The organism is bacterium (genome assembly GCA_016708315.1).
In the GTDB taxonomy this organism is placed as follows: Bacteria; Zixibacteria; MSB-5A5; order CAIYYT01; family CAIYYT01; genus JADJGC01.
Window position 1 is genome coordinate 144,510 of the sequence record JADJGC010000023.1, and the last position, 21,545, is coordinate 166,054.

The following is a 21,545-nucleotide window of genomic DNA, read 5'->3' on the forward strand; positions in this document are numbered from 1 at the left end:
TCTGTCCCGTAATAATGGAAACGCCGACTCTGGAATGTTCAAATTAACTAGCCCTCAGCATGGTAATCGATTCACTTGGCGCCTTCCGCCCGGCACATACGTTGCCGGACGAGACCCCCAAGCCGATCTGGTAATTAACGATTCGACGGTCTCGCGCAAGCACGCGCGCCTCGTTGTTATGGAAGATCAAACGATCCGTCTCACCGATCTCGGCAGTACAAACGGGACGCAGGTTAATGACAAAAAACTCACCGATACGATTGACTTGAAAGTCGGCGACACGATCTCCTTTGGCAATGTCGGCTTCTTATTGTTGCACGAAGGCATTCCGGAAACCCGACCACAGTCGGTGATTTCGCAAGTATCAATTATCGACGACAAAGGCAGCCACACCTCAATCTCGTCAATACCGCTCGAACAAGCGCTTGCGCCCTTGCCTGCCAAGGACACAGCGAACCCAGCCGTTTTCAAAGCTATTGCCGACATGGCGAAAATGCTCATCTTGCCGCAGAGCGTCGGCGAGATGTTCGATCAGGCGCTTGATCTGCTTGGGAATATCATTGATGCCGACCGTTCGGCAATCTTCGCAGCCGATGAAACAACCGGCGACGTCACCCTGTTGAATTACCGGATTTCGAATAAGACCAGTTCTGAGCAGTTCATAATTTCGCGCACCATCGTGAAAGAAGTACTGAACAACAAAAATGCGGTGTTCTTCTCTGATCTCATTTCGGATGAACGCTTCGCACGACAGGAATCGATAGTGGTCTCCGGGATACGCTCAGTTATGGCGATTCCAATGGTCGACGAAGACAAGGTTATGGGTATTCTCTATCTCGACACCACGGACCCGGCACATCGTTACAATGAGGACACCCTCAAACTCGTTGCGACTTTCGGCAACATTCTTGCCGCAAAAATCACCAACCACAATCTGCTCAAAGAGCGCCAGGAAAAACAGGCGTTGGAGTCAGAACTGAATATCGCGTCTCAGATTCAAGAAGGTTTGATGCCGAAAATCTTACCCGAAGTTTCCGGCTATCAGTTTCACGCATTTCAGATGCAATGTAAGATGGTAGGCGGCGACCTCTATGACGTCGCGAAACTCGCCGATGGGCGCATCCTGTTCTTGCTGGCGGACGTATCCGGCAAGGGTATGGGCGCAGCATTGCTGGCATCAAACATCCTCTCGGCATTTCGCATGTTGCGCGGAATGGCAAACTTCGATTGTGCCGATGCCACAGCGCGTGTTTCTGAGCAACTCGCTGGGACCAGCAGAGGCGGGGACTTTGCAACAGTGTTCTTGGCAATTCTCGATCCCACGACTCACACGCTTCAATTCGTCAATGCAGGCCATAATCCTCCATTGTTGGTAAAACCCGATGGCAGTTCGCAATACCTTGATTCGACAGGAATACCGATTGGAATTTTTGCCGGATTTCAGTGGACTCAGACGACCCTCGAACTGGTTCCGGGAGATCGGATCTGGGTATTCACGGATGGAATCCCCGAGGCACACGACATTTCCGCCAATCAGTATAGCGACGAGCGCCTGGAGCAATTCTTGATTGAGTCTAGAAATGCATCCTTGCCTGATGCGACTTTAACACTGATTCAAGATGTCAGCAAGTTTGTCGGCGAAGCTCCTCGGTCAGACGATATTACATTGCTCGCCATGCAACGAGACTAGTACCCAAACCGCTCAATCGGAAACAATCCACTCAGCCAATCGTATCTTAACCTACGACTTCCACGTCTCTTGATATTGCGAATTTGATTGAGAGTCGTTATTGTCTCGTAACCTAATGGAATAACCGAAGCGAAGCGATTGAAATTCCCTAACTGAAATTGGAGGAGTGCTCGACCATGGAAAGCGCCGACGGAAGAGACAATACCCGATCTTTCTTTGTTCCAGCGGTCGGTTTGTCAATCGGTCACTACAAGCTCATCACTCGTCTCGGTTCAGGCGGAATGGGTGATGTATTCCTCGCCGAAGATTCCACTCTCAATAGAAAAGTCGCCATCAAGTTTCTATCTCAGCAATTGTGCGACGACTCCGAAGCCAAGAATCGCTTCGTCCGCGAAGCGCAGGCGGCAGCCGCCCTCAATCACCCCAATATTGTAACCATCTACGAAGTCACCGAATATAGCGGACGTCCATATATAGCGATGGAGCATGTTGAAGGGCGCACACTAAAAGAGATTCTCAAAGAAGACCTTCCGCTGAATCGCGTAATAGAAATTGCCATCCAGCTTTGCGACGGATTGCAGAAAGCACACCAGGCAGGAGTGGTGCATAGGGATGTTAAACCGGCAAACATAGTCGTCGATAATGATGGTCGCCCCAAACTGCTCGATTTTGGACTAGCGACAGTCAAGGGAAGCGACTCAATAACCCGCGCCGGGTCAACACTTGGCACGATTGCCTACATGTCGCCGGAGCAGGCGCAAGGTAAGGCTGTAGATCACCGCTCTGATATTTTCTCTCTCGGAATCATGCTTTACGAGATGATAACAAAACGACAGCCGTTCGGACGGGAAACTGATGCGGCAACTTTGGGAGCGATTATCTACGACACGCCCGATCCAATCAGCAATTTCCGGTCAGACATTTCGACTGGACTCCAAAATCTGATCGAACATGCGCTCGACAAGGATTTAGAGACCCGCTACCAGTCCGCTTCCGGCCTAATGGCGGATTTGAAGCGCGAAAAGAAGGCGCTCGATGGAATCTCCGGGGCGCACTCTACACAAAGCACTCGCGCCATTAAGCCAATGAAGAAATCGAAACTACCGTTGATTCTGTCGACGACTGGCGCAGTCGCAGTAGTACTGCTGCTGCTGATTCTAAAACCTTGGAATCTAAGCATCGTCGCTGATCAGCAAGCGCATGCCGCTGACGAATGGTTGGCAGTCATGTACTTTGAGAATCTCACTGACCCGAGCGATCAGCAACGGCTCGGCGAGATTGTAACCAATCTGCTAATTTCCGATCTCTCCGAAGTTAAATCGATCAAAGTTGTCTCGAGCCAACGCCTCTACGACTTGCTGAAACAGCTGGGAAAGGAAGGCGAACGCCGCATCGATCGCGACATGTCTTCTCAAGTGGCAAAGAAAGCTAGTGCGCGCTGGATGATCACGGGTTCGATTCTTCAAGTTGAGCCCGAAATCATTATGACATCGCAGTTAATTGATGTCGCCAGTGGTGGCGTGCTTGCGAGCCAACGAATCAATGGCGAACCGGGTGAAAAGATATTTCCATTGACCGAGAAACTCGCTGAGCAGATTCGCGCCGACAGGTCTTTCCCGCGTGAAGGTGCCGATGCGAGTCATGCCGACTTCGCTTCATCGTCCACAACATCGCCTGAGGCTTACCGATATTACCTTGAAGGAATCGAATATCAGAATCGTTTTTTCAATACAGAGGCGCGCGGAGCCTTCAAACATGCGGTCCAAATCGATTCGACTTTTGCTGTTGCCTGGATGCGGCTGGCGCAACAACTTAGCGGGCAAGAGTGGCAGGCTGCCAGAGACAAAGCCGAGCGCTTCATGAATTTCGCCTCGCCGCGAGATCGGGTAATGATCCAGGCGTATCTGGCACAGGCCAACGGCGATAACAAAACCTCTGGCGACTTGATGCGCGAAGCGGCAGCACGCTATCCGGACGACAAAGAAATCCTCTATAGTCTCGCCGTTTCTTACTCGAACATCGATGAACGTCAATTGGCTATTACAACACTTCATCGCGCGCTGGAATTGGATCCGGGTTTCAAGACGGGCTGGAATCAATTGGCCTACGTATTTATGCGACACGAATTGCCGGACAGCGCACTGCGGGCGGTCAATAAGTACATTGAACTCGCCCCGGACGAGCCGAATCCATACGATTCCAAGGGAGATATTCTCGCATATCTTGGCCAACTCGATTCTGCGATAGTCTATTACAATCGCGCTTTGGAAATCCGGCCGGAGTTTACGATGCAAACCGTCACGAAGTTGGGCATCGCGAATATGCTGCAGCAAAACTACGACGAGGCCGGCAGGTTGTTTCGAAAAGCGATGGGCTCTTCGAATAGCATTGAACGACAACTGGCCCGCACCCAATGGGTAAACCTGTTGATTTATCAAGGTCGTTTGAAAGAGGCATTAGCAGCGAACAGAAACGCACTTGACGCCGATCGTCTGGAAGGGCTGGGGGCCGAGTCCTTGGCGCGAGTTATCACCGAGTCTCGGATCCACTTCCATTTGGGAGATGTCAAGAAGGCTTGGGAAGTACTTGAGCCTATTCGCACCTACGACGACAAGAATGATACCTACAAAATGAGTCTGTATGACCGGGCACCGATTACGCACGTCTGGTACCTTGCAACCTTGGGGCGTGATGAGGAAGCTTTGAAGCTAATTGACTCGGTGCGCACGGAGACGAAAACTAAATCAGACGCTGACGTTGTTGCAGATCGAATGCAAGCGGTCTATTCTTGGGTAAAGGGTGACTATAAGAAGGCGGTCGACCTGTACAAATCGGTCGATGCCAAGCAAGCAACATTCGTCTCCAAGTTTGAGTTGGCACGTGCTTACGTTGACGGCGGGTATTTCGCTGAAGCGGCCGAACTGCTACGAAAAACCAGCCTATACTACGACGACATTCGTTTCAAAGAGGCCGCGATATATAACAATCTCCTTTCTTATTATCTTGGCCGCACCAACGAAGGGATTGGCAACAATAAAGAGGCAATCAAGAACTACGAATCTTTCCTGGACATCTGGAAGAAGGCCGACCCGGAGATCAAAGAACTGATCGACGGGCGCAAGCGTTTGGCTGCGCTTAAGTCGCAAGCATAAAAAAAGCCCTGCCAATCGACAGGGCTTTAATCTTGCGATAAATAATACCTAATCTTCAATCATCTCAACATTGGCGCGCGGAATGACGACCTGCTTGCTTTCGCCATCGAATTCAACTTCGAGAACGCGAGCCATCGATTCGGATTCCAGCTTCTGCAATGGTGACGGCAGCGCTGTCACTTTGCCCAGCTTGCCGAAATATGGCGAGCGGATGACGCGAATCGGCGAACCAATCTCAAGTCCCTTGCCTTGAAATCCTTCCACGGCCTTTCCAGTCTTGATATCGTCGGCTATCGGAATGATCACTTCCGGCCGAATTACGCCGGCACGAATCTGAGTAGCTCCGTTGATGCAGGCGCGCTTCCCTTCAAGAGACTTCAGTAAATCGAACGTGCGATTCGCCATTTGGATTTCTCCGAATCCCTCAGTGACAACGAGAGTGACACCGAGGTCCTCCGAACCGGTAATTGCTACGCCGATATCGTACCCGAGGAAGTCGCGCAAGTCGCGATCAGAAAATCCGCCGGCAACAATTCCGCGAGCCCCAACCTTGATGGCCTTTTTGACGGCCTCGGCAGTGACAATCGAGCCACCAACGATGATCTTGTCTTTGCATGATTCATTGATCAGATCCTCAGTGAGTTTGGTGTCGGATTTAGTCACAACCATCTTCAGTTCGCCGTGAGTTTCGCCGCCTATACCAAAAATTCCCTGAACGAACGATCCCCAGCAACGAACAGCGACACCTTCTTTCGGGAATACTTCGACTACTTCGCCTTCGATATACGCTTTGACTTCGACCGGAATCGGATGTCCACGCAGCAACACCTGACCGGTAACATGCGAAATGGTCTCGATTGTGCCTTCGATCTTGGCTTTGGCTTCTGACTTGAACATTCCAAAGAACGACTTATTCAGACCGATCAGTTCTCCGCTCTTTACCGGATCACCGACCTTTTTGAGCATGCACTGCGAAATGTCTTCCGGAGGAACGCCAAGTATGTTCGCGACGTTCATAGTTTCGACTGGGCCAGGAAGGTGCGTCCTCGCGACAACGGTGTCGGGCGTCAGCTTGTCGCCGACCTTGACCGTCACATCGCCTTTCAAAGGCAATATGCGTTTCTTGGTAATCAGTTCTTTTTGCGAGACCTTAAGTCCCGGTGTGTAAGTATGTGCCATAGTTTTCTTACCGCCTCTATAACAAGGCAAGGTCAAGCGACCTTGCGCTTTAATTCCTTTGTAAAGCTGCCTGCGGATAAATGTCCAACACCGCCATCCACTCTCTAAGTTTCTTGACGCGAGTGGCATCATCAGTTGGAACCACAAATGGACGGCCGCGGCCATCGAGGATAATTCCAACGACACCACCGGAGACTTCCCTTTCGATCTTCTTTCCGGGTCCATCGCCAAGATCAAGCTTGCCATCCGGTTCGAGCACTGCTTTGGCTTTGAGCGGCAGATTCGTCCTGGTGTCAAAACCAAGCGGGAATGCCTTCATTTCGCCGAACATTAACTTGCCTTCTTCTTTGCGACCATCCGGGAAGGTGAACGAGTATTTCATCATTTCCTTGCCTTCTTTGGACTCGCCCGATGGAGCGATACAAGAGCCAAGGTGAATGAGACAATCCTTGTTGAACACTTCCGTGGCTGCTTGCGGATGAACAGTAGAGAGCACACCCAACTGCGGCATCATGAAAATCGAGTCGACCGATAGGCGGGTAATGCCTTCGGGCAGGAATGCGTCGATCATCATCAGCGCTGACTGTTGGCGACGCGGTGCGTGCGAAAGAACACCGCCGGATCCGATCAGCATGTTTAAGGTCATCATGTTTACCAGCGTCTGTCCGGAACCCTTCTGTTCGAAAGCGTCTGCGATTGTACGCTGCTGTTGAACGCCCTTCAATACTGTCGCGAAGTTCTTGTGTTGAATGAAGGCAAGACGCAATGCCTCTTTGGCAATGGCCTGCTCGAATACCAACTCTTCGATTGACTGCGGAATGGTAGTTGGCCGGATCATCTTATTCTTGACGCGGTTGCGCAAATCGCGCTCGTCCATGTGGAACGGCACCCAGCGCATGACATTTTCGAGACCGGCTTCTGCAAATACATTCGACACCGAGTAGCTCATACCCAGGTTAGCCGATACGGTACGGTTGAAGACGCCTTGGAAAACGGAAAAAACGTCGGTCGTCGCACCGCCGATATCAACACCAACGACTTCAATATTCTCAATCTCAGAAATCGTCTTGATAATCAATCCAACCGCGCCCGGGGTGGGCATGATTGGAGCATCAGTCATATCCATCAGCTTTTTATAACCGGGAGCCTGCGCCATAACGTGTTCAAGGAACAAGTCATGAATTGCTTCGCGCGCAGGAAGCAGATTCTCTCTTTCGAGAACCGGTCTAAGATTGTCAACAATCTTGAGGTCAACTTTCTTGCCCAACGTCTCGTTGACCGCACCGGCTGCATCTTTGTTGCCGGCGTAGATTACGGGAAGCTGATAGCTTGAACCAAGTCTTGGCCGTGGGTCAGCGGCACCGATCAATTCCGCGATTTCGACGACGTGTGTTGTTGTTCCGCCGTCGATTCCGCCGGAAAGCAGAATCATGTCGGGGCGCAAGTGGCGAATTCGCTCAATCTGTTGATATGGCTGACGTTTGTCATTTGAAGCAATCACGTCCATCACAATAGCACCGGCACCGAGTGCCGCGCGTTCTGCCGATTCTGCCGTCATCGAACGAACAACACCGGCAACCATCATTTGCAAGCCGCCGCCTGCTGACGATGTAGAGATGTAAATATCTGTGCCGACCTTTTCACCATTCTTGGTGCGGGGGCGCATGATGTTTCCCTTGTCGTCCAACAGTTTACGTCCGGAGAGTTCTTCCACTTCCTGGACAGCGTTGAGCACACCCATCGTTACATCTTCAAAAGGAGCTTCCACCGTTGTTGGCGCCTCACCACGCACCATCAGACGATATTGACCGTCGTTTTTTTCGATCAAGATTGCCTTTGTGGTGGTTGATCCGCAGTCGGTTGCCAGAATGATTTCTATGTCTTCAGGCTTCTGATTGTTCATGAAGGTATATCCTCTAAGATTCCCAGACAAATTTCCCAATCATACACGCCGGCGCAACCCGGCTTCTAGAGAATTTCAAGTATAACATTCCCCTTGTTCGATGTCAATGTTATCCTCTCCTGTCAGCGAGGGCGTGTTTTGTGGAAAATGTGCCCGTTTTTTGAGTGACTTGAAGTCTACCCTGAATTCTCTCTCTTCAAACTCTATCTTTACAGTGGAACATTCAATTTCGTCGCAACTGAGGTCATTCAAGACTAGATGAACTGACATTCTGAGTTTACTAAGTTAACGGTCCAACTTTGAATTTGATTTCGCATCTGGAAGAGAGGACTCAATTGGTGCCGTATTGTAGATTTTGGAGTCAAAAATCAGCAAAAATATTAACCGTTTTATCCTTGTTTAGCTTGCCAAAACGAATTTTCGGACTATATTAAAAGCGCATCGTTTGAGACGATGAAATACTCCATTTTTCTGCCGTAGGGAAGACATCATGCGAATCGTTCTCGGCATGTCAACGGTACACGGTCTGCGACATGCGCATACTGCATCACGAATTTCATCAACACACAGAATTGGCTTTGTGTGCTCCCGCACGTATTCGAATTCCTTCTACAGTAGAATTAAGAAATATTCACCACTAACGCACAATCGACGGAGGGCCGACCTATGAACTTATCCGTCTGAAGTCCTCTCGGGCGGATCACTGTTGGATTAATTCAGAAGTTCTTTAACTTTTTTGGAAGAAAGGTTACTCCATGAATCGATGTAGATTGACTTTCCGGATTCTCGTCACACTATTCGCGGTCGTTGCGTTAATTTCGACTACCGTGGAAGCGAAACAAGCATCCGTAAACGCTACCAAGACCCTTAGCGGTAACACCCCCGGCCAGCCAAACCTCGTGTTGAAGCAAGCCGAAAACGGTGGACCGGTTATCCAAATTGGCGATGAAGAAGTTGTCGTCAGATATCAAGACGAATCTGCCAAAACAGCTCCGGCACGTATTGGCGCTCAGCCGCTGAGAAACGCTCCGGCCACTTCATTCTTAGCCGAAGATTTCGAAACTGCTGTTCCGCCGGCTGGTTGGTCAGAGACCATCAGCAATGCTTCCTTCAATTGGAAACAGCAGACTGTTTCATTTTTCTCCGGCGCTGCCTCTGCTGACGTCGAATACGACCCGGCTCTGGTTCCGCAGGACGAATGGCTTGTCTCTTCCGCTATGAACTTCACCGGCGCTACCGCCGACCTCAAGGTCGAGTTCTATTGGATGATGAGCTACTACTGGGGCGTCAGCCCGTTTGATAACTATGACCTTGGTCTTTATATCTCGACGGACGGCGGAGCTACTTTCCCGACCCTTCTTTGGGATGAATCCGGTGAAGCCGTGTTCACGAACTTCGCATGGAACAAGAAGACCGTCGATCTTAGCGGTTATGTCGGCCAGACTAACGTCAAGCTTGCTTGGCGCTACACTGGTGTCGACGGCGCGCAAGGCGGTATCGATCTCGTGTCAGTCAATGACAACGCTGCCCCAGTCGGCCGTTGCTGCTATAGCGGCACCTGCGCCGATGTCACCGAAGCCGCTTGCGGTACTCTTGGTGGCGATTGGGATGGCGGTCTCGATTGTACGACTCCGTGTCCGGTTGCAACCCCGGGTGACAATTGCAGCGATCCGTATGTAGTCAATCTCCCGGCCGACATGCCGTATACCGATGCCAATCAGTATACTTGCGGCCGTGTCAACGACTACAGCGCAACCTGCCTCGATTTCTATGATGGTGGAGAAGACATGGTCTACTTCATCAAGGTAACCGCAGCGGTCACCGTTGATATCGAATTGAATCCTAAGGGCACGACCTACACTGGTTTTGCCATCGATCTTCCGTCAGCCTGCCCGCTTGATGCCGGCGTGTCTGATTGCATTGCCAAGTCGACCAACTCTGGAAGCACCGCGCACAAGATCCTTGGTTTGGCTCTTGCTCCCGGCGACTACTACCTGATGGTTGACACTTGGCCGGCTCCGGATTGCATCCCAGATTTCGATCTGAAGATCACCGAAGCCGCTCCGACACCGGTCGGCGCCAACTGCGCTGACCCGTTTGTGGTTACCATCGGTGCCGGTAGCCTTCCATACACCGCATCCGGCTTGACCAACTGCGGCCTGATCAACGACTACAGCAATACTTGTATGGGCAGCTATGATGGTGGCGAAGACCACATCACCAAGCTCGTCCTTACCGAGCCGCTTGTCCTTGACATTACCCTGAATCCGAACGGCACCACCTATAGCGCCATGGCAATCGACAACGTTTGCCCGCTTGATGTCGCTACCGGATCGTGCATTGGATACATTGGTACGTCATCAGGAGCTGCCAAGTCCCTCCTTGGACTAAACCTTGCAGCTGGTACCTATTACATCATGGTCGATACCTGGCCGACCCCGAACTGCATCCCGAACTTTAGCCTGACCTTCGCCGGCGCGGCTCCGCCTCCGCCGAACGACAATTGCGCCAGCGCTATTCCGGTTGGTGACGTTCTGAATCTGCCGTTTAACAACCAGGCGGCTACGCACGACGGAACGGGCACCTGCTCGACCGCCGGCAAGAACCTCTGGTATTGCTTCACGGCTCCTCTCACTGGTAATGCTCGCGTGAGCCTCTGCGGTTCCAGCTTCGACACCAAGCTTGCCGTCTATGACGGTTGCGCTTGTGGACCGGTTGGCGCTCAGCTTGCTTGTGCGGATGACGAATGCAGCCTTCAGTCTGAAGCTGTCGTATCTGTCGTTGCCGGCAACCAGTACCTGGTCGAAGTGACCGGTTACAGTGCCACGAGCTACGGTCCCGGATTCCTGACTATCGAAACTACTGTTGCACCGATTAATGATGACTGCGAAGATGTAACTCCAGTCGTTCTGACTGAAGGAACTCCAGTCACCCTTACCGGCGACAACACCGGTGCATCTCCAGATTGCGAATCATTCCCGGGCAACAATGCATGGGAAGCCTTCACGATCACCGAGTGTTCCGACGTTACCCTTGACTATTGCGGCACCAGCCCGGCGTTTGGTAATGCCTGGTTGAACCTTGCCATCGGTTGCCCGTGCGCCGATTTCACCACCGGTGCGGCATTTGATGTCACCACTTGCGGTGATGGAAACGTATCGATGACCTGGGCGGCTCTTCCGGCCGGAACCTACTACTACCCGATCCTCACGGAAACAGGTGCAGTAGGTCCGTACACAATTCATCTGTCTTGTGTCAGTGTTACCGATTATTGTGCTGCTGACGGTTTCTGCGATGAGTACATCAGCAGAGTTCAGTTGAGCACAATTGACAACGCTACCTCTTGCGGCGCCAGCTACGAGGACTACACCTCGATTTCTGCCGGTCTCGTTCAGACGGTTCCGTATACGATCACGATCACCAATGGCTCCGCGTACACTGGCGACCAGTGCGGCGTTTGGGTTGACTGGGATGGTGACTTCTGCTTCTCGCCGTCAGAACAAGTTACGTTGACCGGTGGCCCGGCCTCCTTCACCGGAACAGTCATTGCTCCGTTGACAGCTGCCGTTGGTCCGACTCGCATGAGAGTCAGAATCGCCTACACTGGCGCTCTTCCGGCTTGCGGCACAGCTGAATATGGTGAAGTCGAAGACTACACGATCAATGTGATCGAGTATGCTCCGGCGGCTACCATTGCTCCGAATCCGCAGTATCTCTATTACAAGTTCGCGATTACGCCGATCACCAACCAGTTCCACTTTGGAATGTTTGATGGTGGTTATACCGCTGCTGACGTTAACCTTTCAACGGTTACTATCAACGGTATCCCGGCGGCCAGCGCTGTCGTCGTTCCCAGCTATCCTGGTTTCGGCGGCGCCGTTGTTGAAGCAACGCTTCCGTTGATCACCTTCCTCAACCCGTACGGCTTGCTGTTCGATGTGAACAACTTGACCTTCACGGTTGCCTGGGATTACAACGATGCGACCTCCGAGTCGATTACTGATGATGTCGTCATCATTGGTAAGAGCTCGCCGGTTCCGTCCACGTTCATCATTCCGGAAGGCGGCGAAGTCGTTTATCCGGGTGACTTCAACGTTGACGGTGCTTTGAGCATCTCCGACGCGGTCAGCTTGATCAGCTACATCTTTGGCGGCGGCTCAGGCCCGGCCAACGTGTTGATTGGTGATGCCGACTGTACCGGCGCGATCTCGATCTCTGACGCAGTCCATATGATTCGCTACATCTTTGGTGGCGGACCCGCTCCATGCGCGGTCGGCAACTAAGGGCTGAATCAGGTAAATCCTAAAGAGGTCTGAAAGAGACCTTTCCTGAAACGGCGGGAGTTTGGAGTCAAGTCCAACTCCCGCCGTCGTTTGTGAGAATAAGAGAAGTAACTTAACGTCATCAAAGACGTACAAAACGGGGTCAACAGGCAAAATCGGCAACAGCCCGATAGCTTGCCAATTTGAAAAAAATTCCGCAAAATCGCTTAGTTAAGCTTGCGCAATTCAAAATGGGGAATATATTTAGAACAGGTACAGGAGCGGATGAAATGATCATCCCGTTCCCGACGTAAAGAGCAACTAATAGTTACGACAGCGTGTCCGAGTTAGACACTCGAACTAAATAAATTCGATAGATAACGTCGAGTCGATTCCGATCCGTCAAAGGCATTGACAATTTTTGTCAGATGCTCAAGTTACTTCTTGATTTCTTTGACAGACAGAATGAGACCATAAATTTAAACCTACTATCTGTTGGAGGGTGTGCCTATGAACTTATCCGTCTGAAGTCCTCTCGGGCGGATCACTGTTGGATTAATTCAGAAGTTCTTCAACTTTTTTATCAGGAAAGGTGAATCCATGAATCGATGTAGAATGACTTTGCGGATTCTAATCACACTTTTCGCAGCAATCGCGTTACTTACCTCTGTTGCAGAAGCAAAACAAGCATCCGTAAACGCTCCTAAGACTCTTAGCGGTAACACCCCCGGCCAGCCAAACCTCGTGTTGAAGCAAGCCGAAAACGGTGGACCGGTTATCCAAATTGGTGATGAAGAAGTTGTCGTCAGATATCAAAACGAATCTGCCAAGACAGCTCCGGAACGCCTTAGCGCTCAGCCGCTGAGAAACGCTCCGGCCACTTCATTCCTTGCCGAAGACTTTGAAACTGCTGTTCCGCCGGCTGGTTGGTCAGAGACCATCAGCAATGCTTCCTTCAATTGGAAACAGCAGACTGTTTCGTTCTTCTCCGGCGCTGCCTCTGCTGACGTCGAATACGACCCGGCTTTGGTTCCGCAGGACGAATGGCTTGTCTCTTCCGCTATGAACTTCACCGGCGCCACCGGCGACCTCAAGGTCGAGTTCTATTGGATGATGAGCTACTATTGGGGCGTTAGCCCGTTTGATAACTACGACCTTGGTCTTTATATCTCGACGGACGGCGGAGCCACTTTCCCGACCCTTCTTTGGGATGAATCAGGCGAAGGCGTGTTCAGCAATTTTGTTTGGACGAAAGAGACCATCGATCTCAGCGGTTACGCTGGTCAAACCAACGTCAAGCTTGCTTGGCGCTACAATGGTGTTGACGGCGCCCAGGCTGGTGTCGATTTCGTGTCAGTCAATGACAACGCTGCCCCAGTCGGCCGTTGCTGCTATAGCGGCACCTGTGCCGACGTCACCGAAGCCGCTTGCGGTACTCTTGGTGGCGATTGGGATGGCGGTCTCGATTGTACCACTCCGTGTCCGGTTGCAACCCCGGGTGACAATTGCAGCGACCCGTATGTAGTCAATCTCCCGGCCGACATGCCGTATACCGATGCCAATCAGTATACTTGCGGCCGTGTCAACGACTACAGCGCAACCTGCCTCGATTTCTATGATGGTGGAGAAGACATGGTCTACTTCATCAAGGTAACCGCAGCTGTCACCGTTGATATTACTCTTGATCCTAAGGGCACGACCTACACTGGTTTTGCCATCGATCTTCCAGCGGCCTGTCCGCTTGATGCTGGCGTTGCTGATTGTATCGCCAAATCAACCAACTCAGGTGGCACCGCCCACAAGATTCTTGGTTTGGCACTTGCCCCCGGCGATTACTATCTGATGGTCGACACTTGGCCGGCCCCGGATTGTATTGCCGACTTCGATCTTATTATCGAAGAAGCCGCTCCGACACCGGATGGCGCTAACTGCGCTGACCCGTTGGAAATTACGCTTGGCGCCGGTAGCCTTCCGTACACCGCGTCGGGTTTGACCAACTGCGGTTTGGCAAACGATTACAGCACGACTTGTATGGGCAGCTATGATGGTGGCGAAGACCACATCACCAAGCTCGTCCTTACCGAGCCGCTTCTCCTTGACATTACCCTGAATCCGAACGGTTCGACCTGGAGCGCCATGGCAATCGACAACGTTTGCCCGCTTGATGCTGCAACCGGATCGTGCATTGGATTCATCGGTACTTCGTCGGGAACCTCCAAGTCATTGCTTGGACTTAATCTCGCGGCAGGTACCTATTACATCATGGTCGACACCTGGCCGACCCCGAACTGCATCCCGAACTTTAGCCTGACCTTCGCCGGCGCGGCTCCGCCTCCGCCGAACGACAATTGCGCTAGCGCTATTCCAGTCGGTGATGTCACGAATCTTCCATTCGACAATTCTGCAGCTACACATGACGGCACAGGACTCTGTTCGACTGCCGGCAAGAATATCTGGTACTGCTTTACCGCTCCGATTACAGGTAATGCCCGCGTAAGCCTTTGCGGCTCCAGCTATGACACCAAGCTCGCCGTCTATGACGGTTGTGCTTGTACGCCGCTGGGCGCCGAACTTGCCTGCGCTGACGACGAATGCAGCCTCCAGTCCGAGGCTGTCGTTGCAGTAGTTGCTGGACAGCAGTACAAGATCGAGGTGACCGGTTACAGCGCCACCAGCTACGGTGCTGGATTCTTGACGATTGAAACTACCGTTCCGCCGGCAAACGACAATTGCGAAGACGTGACCCCTGTCGCGTTGACCACTGGCGTCCCGGTAACGTTCAATGGTGACAACACCAATGCTGCTCCGGATTGTGCCTCATTCCCGGGTCCGAATGCTTGGGAAGCGTTCACAATCACCGAGTGTGCTGACGTTACTCTTGACTATTGCGGCACCAGCCCGGCGTTCGGTAATGCCTGGTTGAACCTTGCCGTAGGTTGTCCTTGTGCCAGCTTCACCACCGGTGCTTCATTTGATGTCAGCACTTGCGGTGATGGAAACGTCACGATGACCTGGTTGGCTCTCCCGGCCGGTACATATTACTATCCGGTCATGAACGACGCTGCTAACGGCGCGGTCGGACCGTATACAATTAATGTCGTAAGTCAGGCAGTTACTGCCTACTGCGCAGCTGACGGATTCTGCGATGAATACATCAGCAGAGTTCAGTTGAGCACAATTGACAACGCTACCTCTTGCGGCGCCAGCTACGAGGATTATACCTCGATCTCGACCGGTCTGGTTCAGACGGTTCCGTACACAATTACCGTGACAAACGGTCTTGCGTACACTGGCGACCAGTGCGGCGTTTGGGTTGACTGGGATGGTGACTTCTGCTTCTCACCGTCAGAACAAGTTCTGATGAGCGGCGGACCGGCCTCATTTACCGGTACTGTCACTGCTCCGTTGTCTGCTCCGGCTGGTCCGACTCGCATGAGAGTCAGAATCGCCTACACCGGCGCTCTTCCGGCTTGCGGCTCGACCGAATATGGTGAAGTTGAAGACTACACGATCAATGTGATCGAGTATGCTCCGGCGGCTACCATTGCTCCGAATCCGCAGTATCTCTATTACAAGTTCGCGATTACGCCGATCACCAACCAGTTCCACTTTGGAATGTTTGATGGTGGTTATACCGCTGCTGACGTTAACCTTTCAACGGTTACCATCAACGGTATCCCGGCGGCCAGCGCTGTCGTCGTTCCCAGCTATCCTGGTTTCGGCGGCGCCGTTGTTGAAGCAACGCTTCCGTTGATCACCTTCCTCAACCCGTACGGCTTGCTGTTCGATGTGAACAACTTGACCTTCACGGTTGCCTGGGATTACAACGATGCGACCTCCGAGTCGATTACTGATGATGTCGTCATCATTGGTAAGAGCTCGCCGGTTCCGTCCACGTTCATCATTCCGGAAGGCGGCGAAGTCGTTTATCCGGGTGACTTCAACGTTGACGGTGCTTTGAGCATCTCCGACGCGGTCAGCTTGATCAGTTACATCTTTGGCGGCGGCTCAGGCCCGGCCAACGTGTTGATTGGTGATGCCGACTGTACCGGCGCGATCTCGATCTCTGACGCAGTCCATATGATTCGCTACATCTTTGGTGGCGGACCCGCTCCATGCGCGGTCGGCAACTAATTGTCGAACCATTCTGATTGTTTCTAATCTGATCGAAGATTAGTCAACAATGACGGGAGTTCCGAGAAATCGGGGCTCCCGTCTTCTTTTGCCCACCCGACCCCACCTTCGGTTGAAACTCCAGATTCAAGACTTGAAGAAACTACGGTTCTCTTTATCATCAAGCGTAGGCTAAATGGCCCAATATTATCCACTGTGCGCGGCTAGTTTTGCTTGCGAAATTGGATTTCAACGGTATATTAAGACTATTCTTACCGAGCAACCGGTTACTAATATTCACTGTGGAGAAGGTCTAATGCAAAATGTTCAACGCATGTCCGCGCTTGGCTTGGAAAGCACTACAAGCGCTGGTAAATCACATTCTGCCAGACGAGGATTCGTCGCAGCACTACTCGCGGCTCTCGCCCTGGTGGTGTTCGCATCAATACCCGCTGCTGCGCAGATTTCGAACGGCGGAACTCCGCCGAGCTTTGACAGACAGTTGCGTTCAAACTCTGAGCGACTCGTTATGCCGCCAGTGGACGTGCAAGCTTTGCTTGCCGAGGACGCTGCCGATGAATCCAAGGCACTGCCGTTTCGATTTGGCGCTCCCTTTGATGTCAACTATTCACTTGAGAATTCCGGCACGTGGGAAGATTTGGCCGATGGTGGCCGCATCTGGAGAATTACTTTCTCTTCGCCTGGCGCTTATTCGATTAACCTGATTTATAGTAGATACCGTCTTCCCGAAGGCGCTCAGTTGTTTGTCTACAACTCCGACCGTAGTCACGTCATTGGTGCGTTTACCGCAAAGAACAACAAGCCGCACGGTGAAATGGCTACTCAGCCAGTCTTCGGCGACGAAGTGACTGTTGAGTATTATGAACCTGCTGCTGTTGTCTATGAAGGTGAACTCACCATTTCGCGCGTGGTCCATGCTTACAAGGACATCTTTAAGACGGCGAAGGACGCACTCGACTTTGGCGGCTCTGGTTCTTGCAATAATAACGTCAATTGTCCCGAAGGCGCCAATTGGCAGAAAGAAAAGCGCTCGGTTGCGATGGTGCTCCTTTCTGGCGGAACTCGGTGGTGCTCGGGCTCAATGATCAATAACGTTCGTCAGGACAAAACTCCGTATTTTCTCACTGCGAATCATTGCCTCGGTAGCTCAAATACTTGGATCATCATGTTCAACTACGAGAGCCCAAACTGCTCCAATATCAATGGGCCGACCTTCATGACAGTCCAAGGAACGACGCAGAAGGCGGCATATTCAACGTCAGATGTTGGTCTGTTGCTTTTGAATGAAGCTCCTCCCGATTCTTATAAAGTAACCTTCGGCGGTTGGAATAACCTCAACACCAATGGCGACTCTGCCGTGGCGATTCACCACCCTGCTGGTGACATCAAGAAGATCTCGTTTGATTATGATTCCTATGAATCAACCGACTATCTCGGGTCAACAGTCAACTCGAGCTTGAGCCACTGGAGAATCGGCGTTTGGGAAGATGGTACAACCGAGGGCGGCTCCTCAGGATCGCCACTCTACAACAAGCAGCATCAGGTTGTTGGCCAGCTTCACGGGGGTTGGGCAGCCTGTAATGATCTGCGTGCTGACTATTACGGCAAGTTTTCGCTGTCGTGGAATGGCGGGGGTACGCCATCGACTCGTGTGAAGGACTGGCTCGACCCAGACAACACCGGCGCGACATCCATGAATACCTGGGATCCTTACGCTGGTGTACAAATTGTCCACACTCCGCTCAATGACACAAAGGATTCGGTTAATGCTTATCCTGTCGTGTCAACGATTACTGCAGATGCGGCCCTTATTGCAAACGCTCTATTACTAAAGTACACGATCAACTTTGTACCGTACTTGGACACACTGGTAACGACGGGCAATCCGAATGAGTACGTTGGTTACATTCCGGCGCAGTCGCCCGGAACCGAGATCAACTACTATCTTGAAGCACATGCCATTAACGGCAAAGCCGACACCACCGCGACCTATTCGTTCCGCGTGATCGATTACGCAATGCTGCTCACGCCGAGTGCTTCGTCGACATCCGGTGCGGTCGATGACACGGTGTTCCACAACTTCACATTGACCAATGACGGCTTGTTCAATGACAGCTATAACTTGAGTTTGACCGGCGTCAATTGGGCGACTGGTATCTACGACAACGCCGGCACGTCAGTAATCTCTTCCACCGGCACACTGGCGCCGAATGCGATATTCAACTTCAAGGTGCGGGTGATTGTGCCGCTGTCATCCTATGGCCAGCAGGACACTTCGTTTGTGACGGCGGTATCCGTCGCCGAACCACTGGTGACCAAGACTTCGTCCGTGCGTACAACCTCGGCTGGTCAGCCTTTGACGCTGCCGTTCGTTGATACCTTCCCGACCACGACACTCGAAGTCGCCAAGTGGGTTTACAACACCGGCGCTACGATTGATGGTGTCGGTACCAGCGAACCGTCAGCACTCTACAGCCTTCGCTTCAATGGCTCTGCCGACACGGTGATGTCGCAGGCGATCGACATGGAAGTTTCTGAAGGCGTCAATTTCAGCTATGCTTATGAACGCACCGGCGGCGGCAGTTCGCCTGAGACCGGTGACGATTTGATTATTGAGTATTTCAACGACCAGGGCAATTGGGTGGAGTTGAGCCGCCAGTTTGGTTCCGGTGCCGACATGACCGCCTATGCGACAGTCACTATCGGCGCTCCGCTGGATGCCTATCATTCGGCATTCCGCCTGCGTTTACGCAGTGTCGGCGCCTCCGATGACGACTGGTTTGTTGACGACATCGGTCTGGACTTCGGTCCTGAGATCGCTGTCAACCATGCCAGCTTCGACGAGACCGTCGCTATCGGCGATTCGACGAATGAGCAGTTGATTATCTCCAACTCAGGTCTTGGCGGATTGAACTACTCGTTGGTGCTTCTGCCTGACTTCTCCAAGCGGATGCAGTTGTTCTCAGACCTTGCGGCGTCCGGCCAGGTCAATCCGGCCAGCGTTGTGATGGAACAGCCGCTGCTTCCGGAATCGAAAGCACAGGAGACTTCCAATCAGCGCGGACCTGAGGTCGTTTATGACGCCGGCGGTCCCGACAACTTCGGTTATTACTGGGTTGATTCCGATCAGCCGGGTGGTCCGGTGTACAACTGGGTCGATATCGAAGGGACCGGTACTCAGGTGACCGGTTTGGCAGATGACAACTTTGTCGGTCCGTTCCCGATCGGATTCAGTTTCGCATACTATGATTCAGTTTACACGCAGTTCTACATTGCCAGCAACGGCTACATCGGTTTCGGTCCGACCACCGATTACGACGGTTTGACCAACGGCGGCTTGCCGTCGAACGCCACGCCGAACAACGCCATTTACTGGTGCTGGGATGACTTGAACATTCTTGATACTGACAATCCGGGCGGCAAGGTGCTGTATCAGGTTGTCGGCAGCGATCTTGTGATCCAGTTCGAGAAGTATCCGGAGTACAACTCCAATGCCGTCGTCGGCAACATCATCACGGCGCAGATCATTTTGTCGCCGAGCGGCAATATCAAGATTCAGTATGAATCGGCAGGCGCCAATATGGACCTGCTTGGCTGCACAATCGGTATGGAGAACAAGAACGGGCTTGACGGTTTGCAGGTAGCTCTTAATGCCGCCTACATCCATGCTGGACTCGCCGTTGAGTTCACCAAGCCGGCGCAGTGGCTGTATCTGTCATCGCTGGGCGGCAGTGTCGCTCCGGGCACAGCGGATACGATTGACTTGCTCTTCTCGTCGGCTGATCTTGACACCGGCATTTACAAGTCGAAGATCAACATCTACAACAACGATCCGGTGCCGGGCAACAACCCGCTGGTAGTACCGGCGAAGTTGACCGTGACGCCTCCTCCTCCTCCGTACACTTGCGGTGATTGCGACAACAGCACAGTGGTCAACATCTCGGACGCTGTCTATCTGATCGCATTCGTCTTCTCCGGAGGTCCGGCTCCCAATCCGCTGATGTCAGCCGATGCCGACTGCAGCGGCGGGGTGAGCATCTCCGACGCAGTGTACCTGATCGCTTACGTCTTCTCAGGCGGACCATCGCCTTGCGCAGCTTGTAAGTAGACACACAATATCACACACGCACCATAAGAGGGGCATCCGGAAACGGATGCCCCTTTTGATTTGATGCCGGGAGTTGTCTTAAATGGGCTAGTAATCGAAAACCGCTTGCGATTACTGCGCCTGTTCACAAGATTATGGAAGTTCAATGTTGCTCGTATTATGATTCGTAACTCGTTCAGGAGAACCAATGTCCGATCCTATCATCGCTGACAAGAAGTCAATCAAGCTCGAGCTTGAACCGGGAACCTACCTTTGGTGCCGGTGCGGGCGATCTGCAGATCAGCCATTTTGTGACGGATCGCATATCGGCAGTGACTTCGAACCAATTGAGTTCACCATAACCGAGAAGAAACTGCGCTCCTATTGCCAGTGCAAACACACCAAAACCTCGCCTTTTTGCGACGGGACCCACAAAGAACTCCCTTAGATTCACCAGATCCGACACCCGGAATCGGTTTAGTATGGCAATCGAACCCCATCTTTAGAGTATTCCAGCTTGACAAAATTGAGGTAAGTCTATATACTAGACCTATCAACTCGACAAAGCCATTACATAGTAAATCGAGAATTTTCCACTTCGGTTCGAATTCGTTGAATTGTACCGAGATACAACAAATCTTTTAGAACTTGAGAGGTTGAGTGATGATGAATCTCTTTCGAAAAATGATACTGCCTTTAGCAGCTTCGTTTGTCCTGACTTCAATGTCATCAAATGCCTTCGCAGAAAATCAGTCACCGTCCGCAGGCGAGACGATGAAATGGCAGGTCGTTTCCGGCGGCGGCACTACAAACGGCACTTCTGCCGGATTCAAGCTCTCAAGTACCGTTGGCCAAACTGCGGCAGGACCAGGAAGCTCCGCTAGTTATAAACTGAATCAGGGATTCCAACAGAATTTCACAGCGGCTTCTTCCTGTCTCTGTGGCGATGCAGATGGTTCGGGAAGCATTACCATTTCCGATGCAGTGTTTCTTATTAGCTACATTTTTGGGGGTGGTGCAGCTCCCAATCCCACGTGTAACGGCGATGCTGATGGTTCAGGAGCGATCACGATTTCAGACGCGGTATTCCTGATTAGTTACATCTTCGGAGGCGGACCAACCCCACATTGTCCCTAAC

The 21,545-nt window shown here is 52.0% G+C and carries 9 protein-coding genes; 7 read left to right on the forward strand and 2 right to left on the reverse strand.

The features are described from left to right. Positions 1 to 34 precede the first annotated feature (34 nt). Entirely contained in the window at positions 35 to 1,690 is a 1,656-nt protein-coding gene (locus IPH59_12960) for a SpoIIE family protein phosphatase (GenBank protein MBK7092607.1), read from the forward strand. Positions 1,691 to 1,866: 176 nt separating this feature from the next. Then, positions 1,867 to 4,842, forward strand: a complete 2,976-nt coding sequence (locus IPH59_12965) for a protein kinase (GenBank protein MBK7092608.1) — start codon at positions 1,867 to 1,869, stop codon at positions 4,840 to 4,842. A gap of 48 nt (positions 4,843 to 4,890) precedes the next feature. On the opposite strand, the gene IPH59_12970 is transcribed toward IPH59_12965, so the two are convergent. Both IPH59_12970 and IPH59_12975 read right to left on the reverse strand, forming a co-directional pair. Next, the gene (locus IPH59_12970; GenBank protein MBK7092609.1) at positions 4,891 to 6,021 is read right to left on the reverse strand and encodes a hypothetical protein; all 1,131 of its coding nucleotides are present in this window, start codon (positions 6,019 to 6,021) and stop codon (positions 4,891 to 4,893) included. Between the two features lie 49 nt (positions 6,022 to 6,070). After that, positions 6,071 to 7,924, reverse strand: coding sequence for a glutamate mutase L (locus IPH59_12975; GenBank protein MBK7092610.1), 1,854 nt, complete (start codon positions 7,922 to 7,924; stop codon positions 6,071 to 6,073). A gap of 755 nt (positions 7,925 to 8,679) precedes the next feature. Between IPH59_12975 and IPH59_12980 the strand changes: the two genes are divergently transcribed. The 5 genes from IPH59_12980 to IPH59_13000 all read left to right on the forward strand — a co-directional run bounded on the left by IPH59_12980 (position 8,680) and on the right by IPH59_13000 (position 21,544). After that, positions 8,680 to 12,207, forward strand: coding sequence for a choice-of-anchor J domain-containing protein (locus IPH59_12980; protein ID MBK7092611.1), 3,528 nt, complete (start codon positions 8,680 to 8,682; stop codon positions 12,205 to 12,207). 579 nt (positions 12,208 to 12,786) lie between these two features. After that, on the forward strand, positions 12,787 to 16,320 hold the full coding sequence (locus IPH59_12985) for a choice-of-anchor J domain-containing protein (protein ID MBK7092612.1): 3,534 nt from the start codon (positions 12,787 to 12,789) through the stop codon (positions 16,318 to 16,320). Between the two features lie 295 nt (positions 16,321 to 16,615). After that, complete coding sequence (locus tag IPH59_12990; GenBank protein MBK7092613.1) at positions 16,616 to 20,428, forward strand: trypsin-like peptidase domain-containing protein; 3,813 nt, start codon at positions 16,616 to 16,618, stop codon at positions 20,426 to 20,428. A 187-nt stretch (positions 20,429 to 20,615) separates the two neighbouring features. After that, positions 20,616 to 20,855, forward strand: coding sequence for a CDGSH iron-sulfur domain-containing protein (locus IPH59_12995; protein MBK7092614.1), 240 nt, complete (start codon positions 20,616 to 20,618; stop codon positions 20,853 to 20,855). 215 nt (positions 20,856 to 21,070) lie between these two features. Continuing rightward, a complete protein-coding gene (locus IPH59_13000) occupies positions 21,071 to 21,544 on the forward strand; it encodes a dockerin type I repeat-containing protein (GenBank protein MBK7092615.1) in 474 nt (157 codons plus the stop codon). Position 21,545 lies beyond the last annotated feature (1 nt).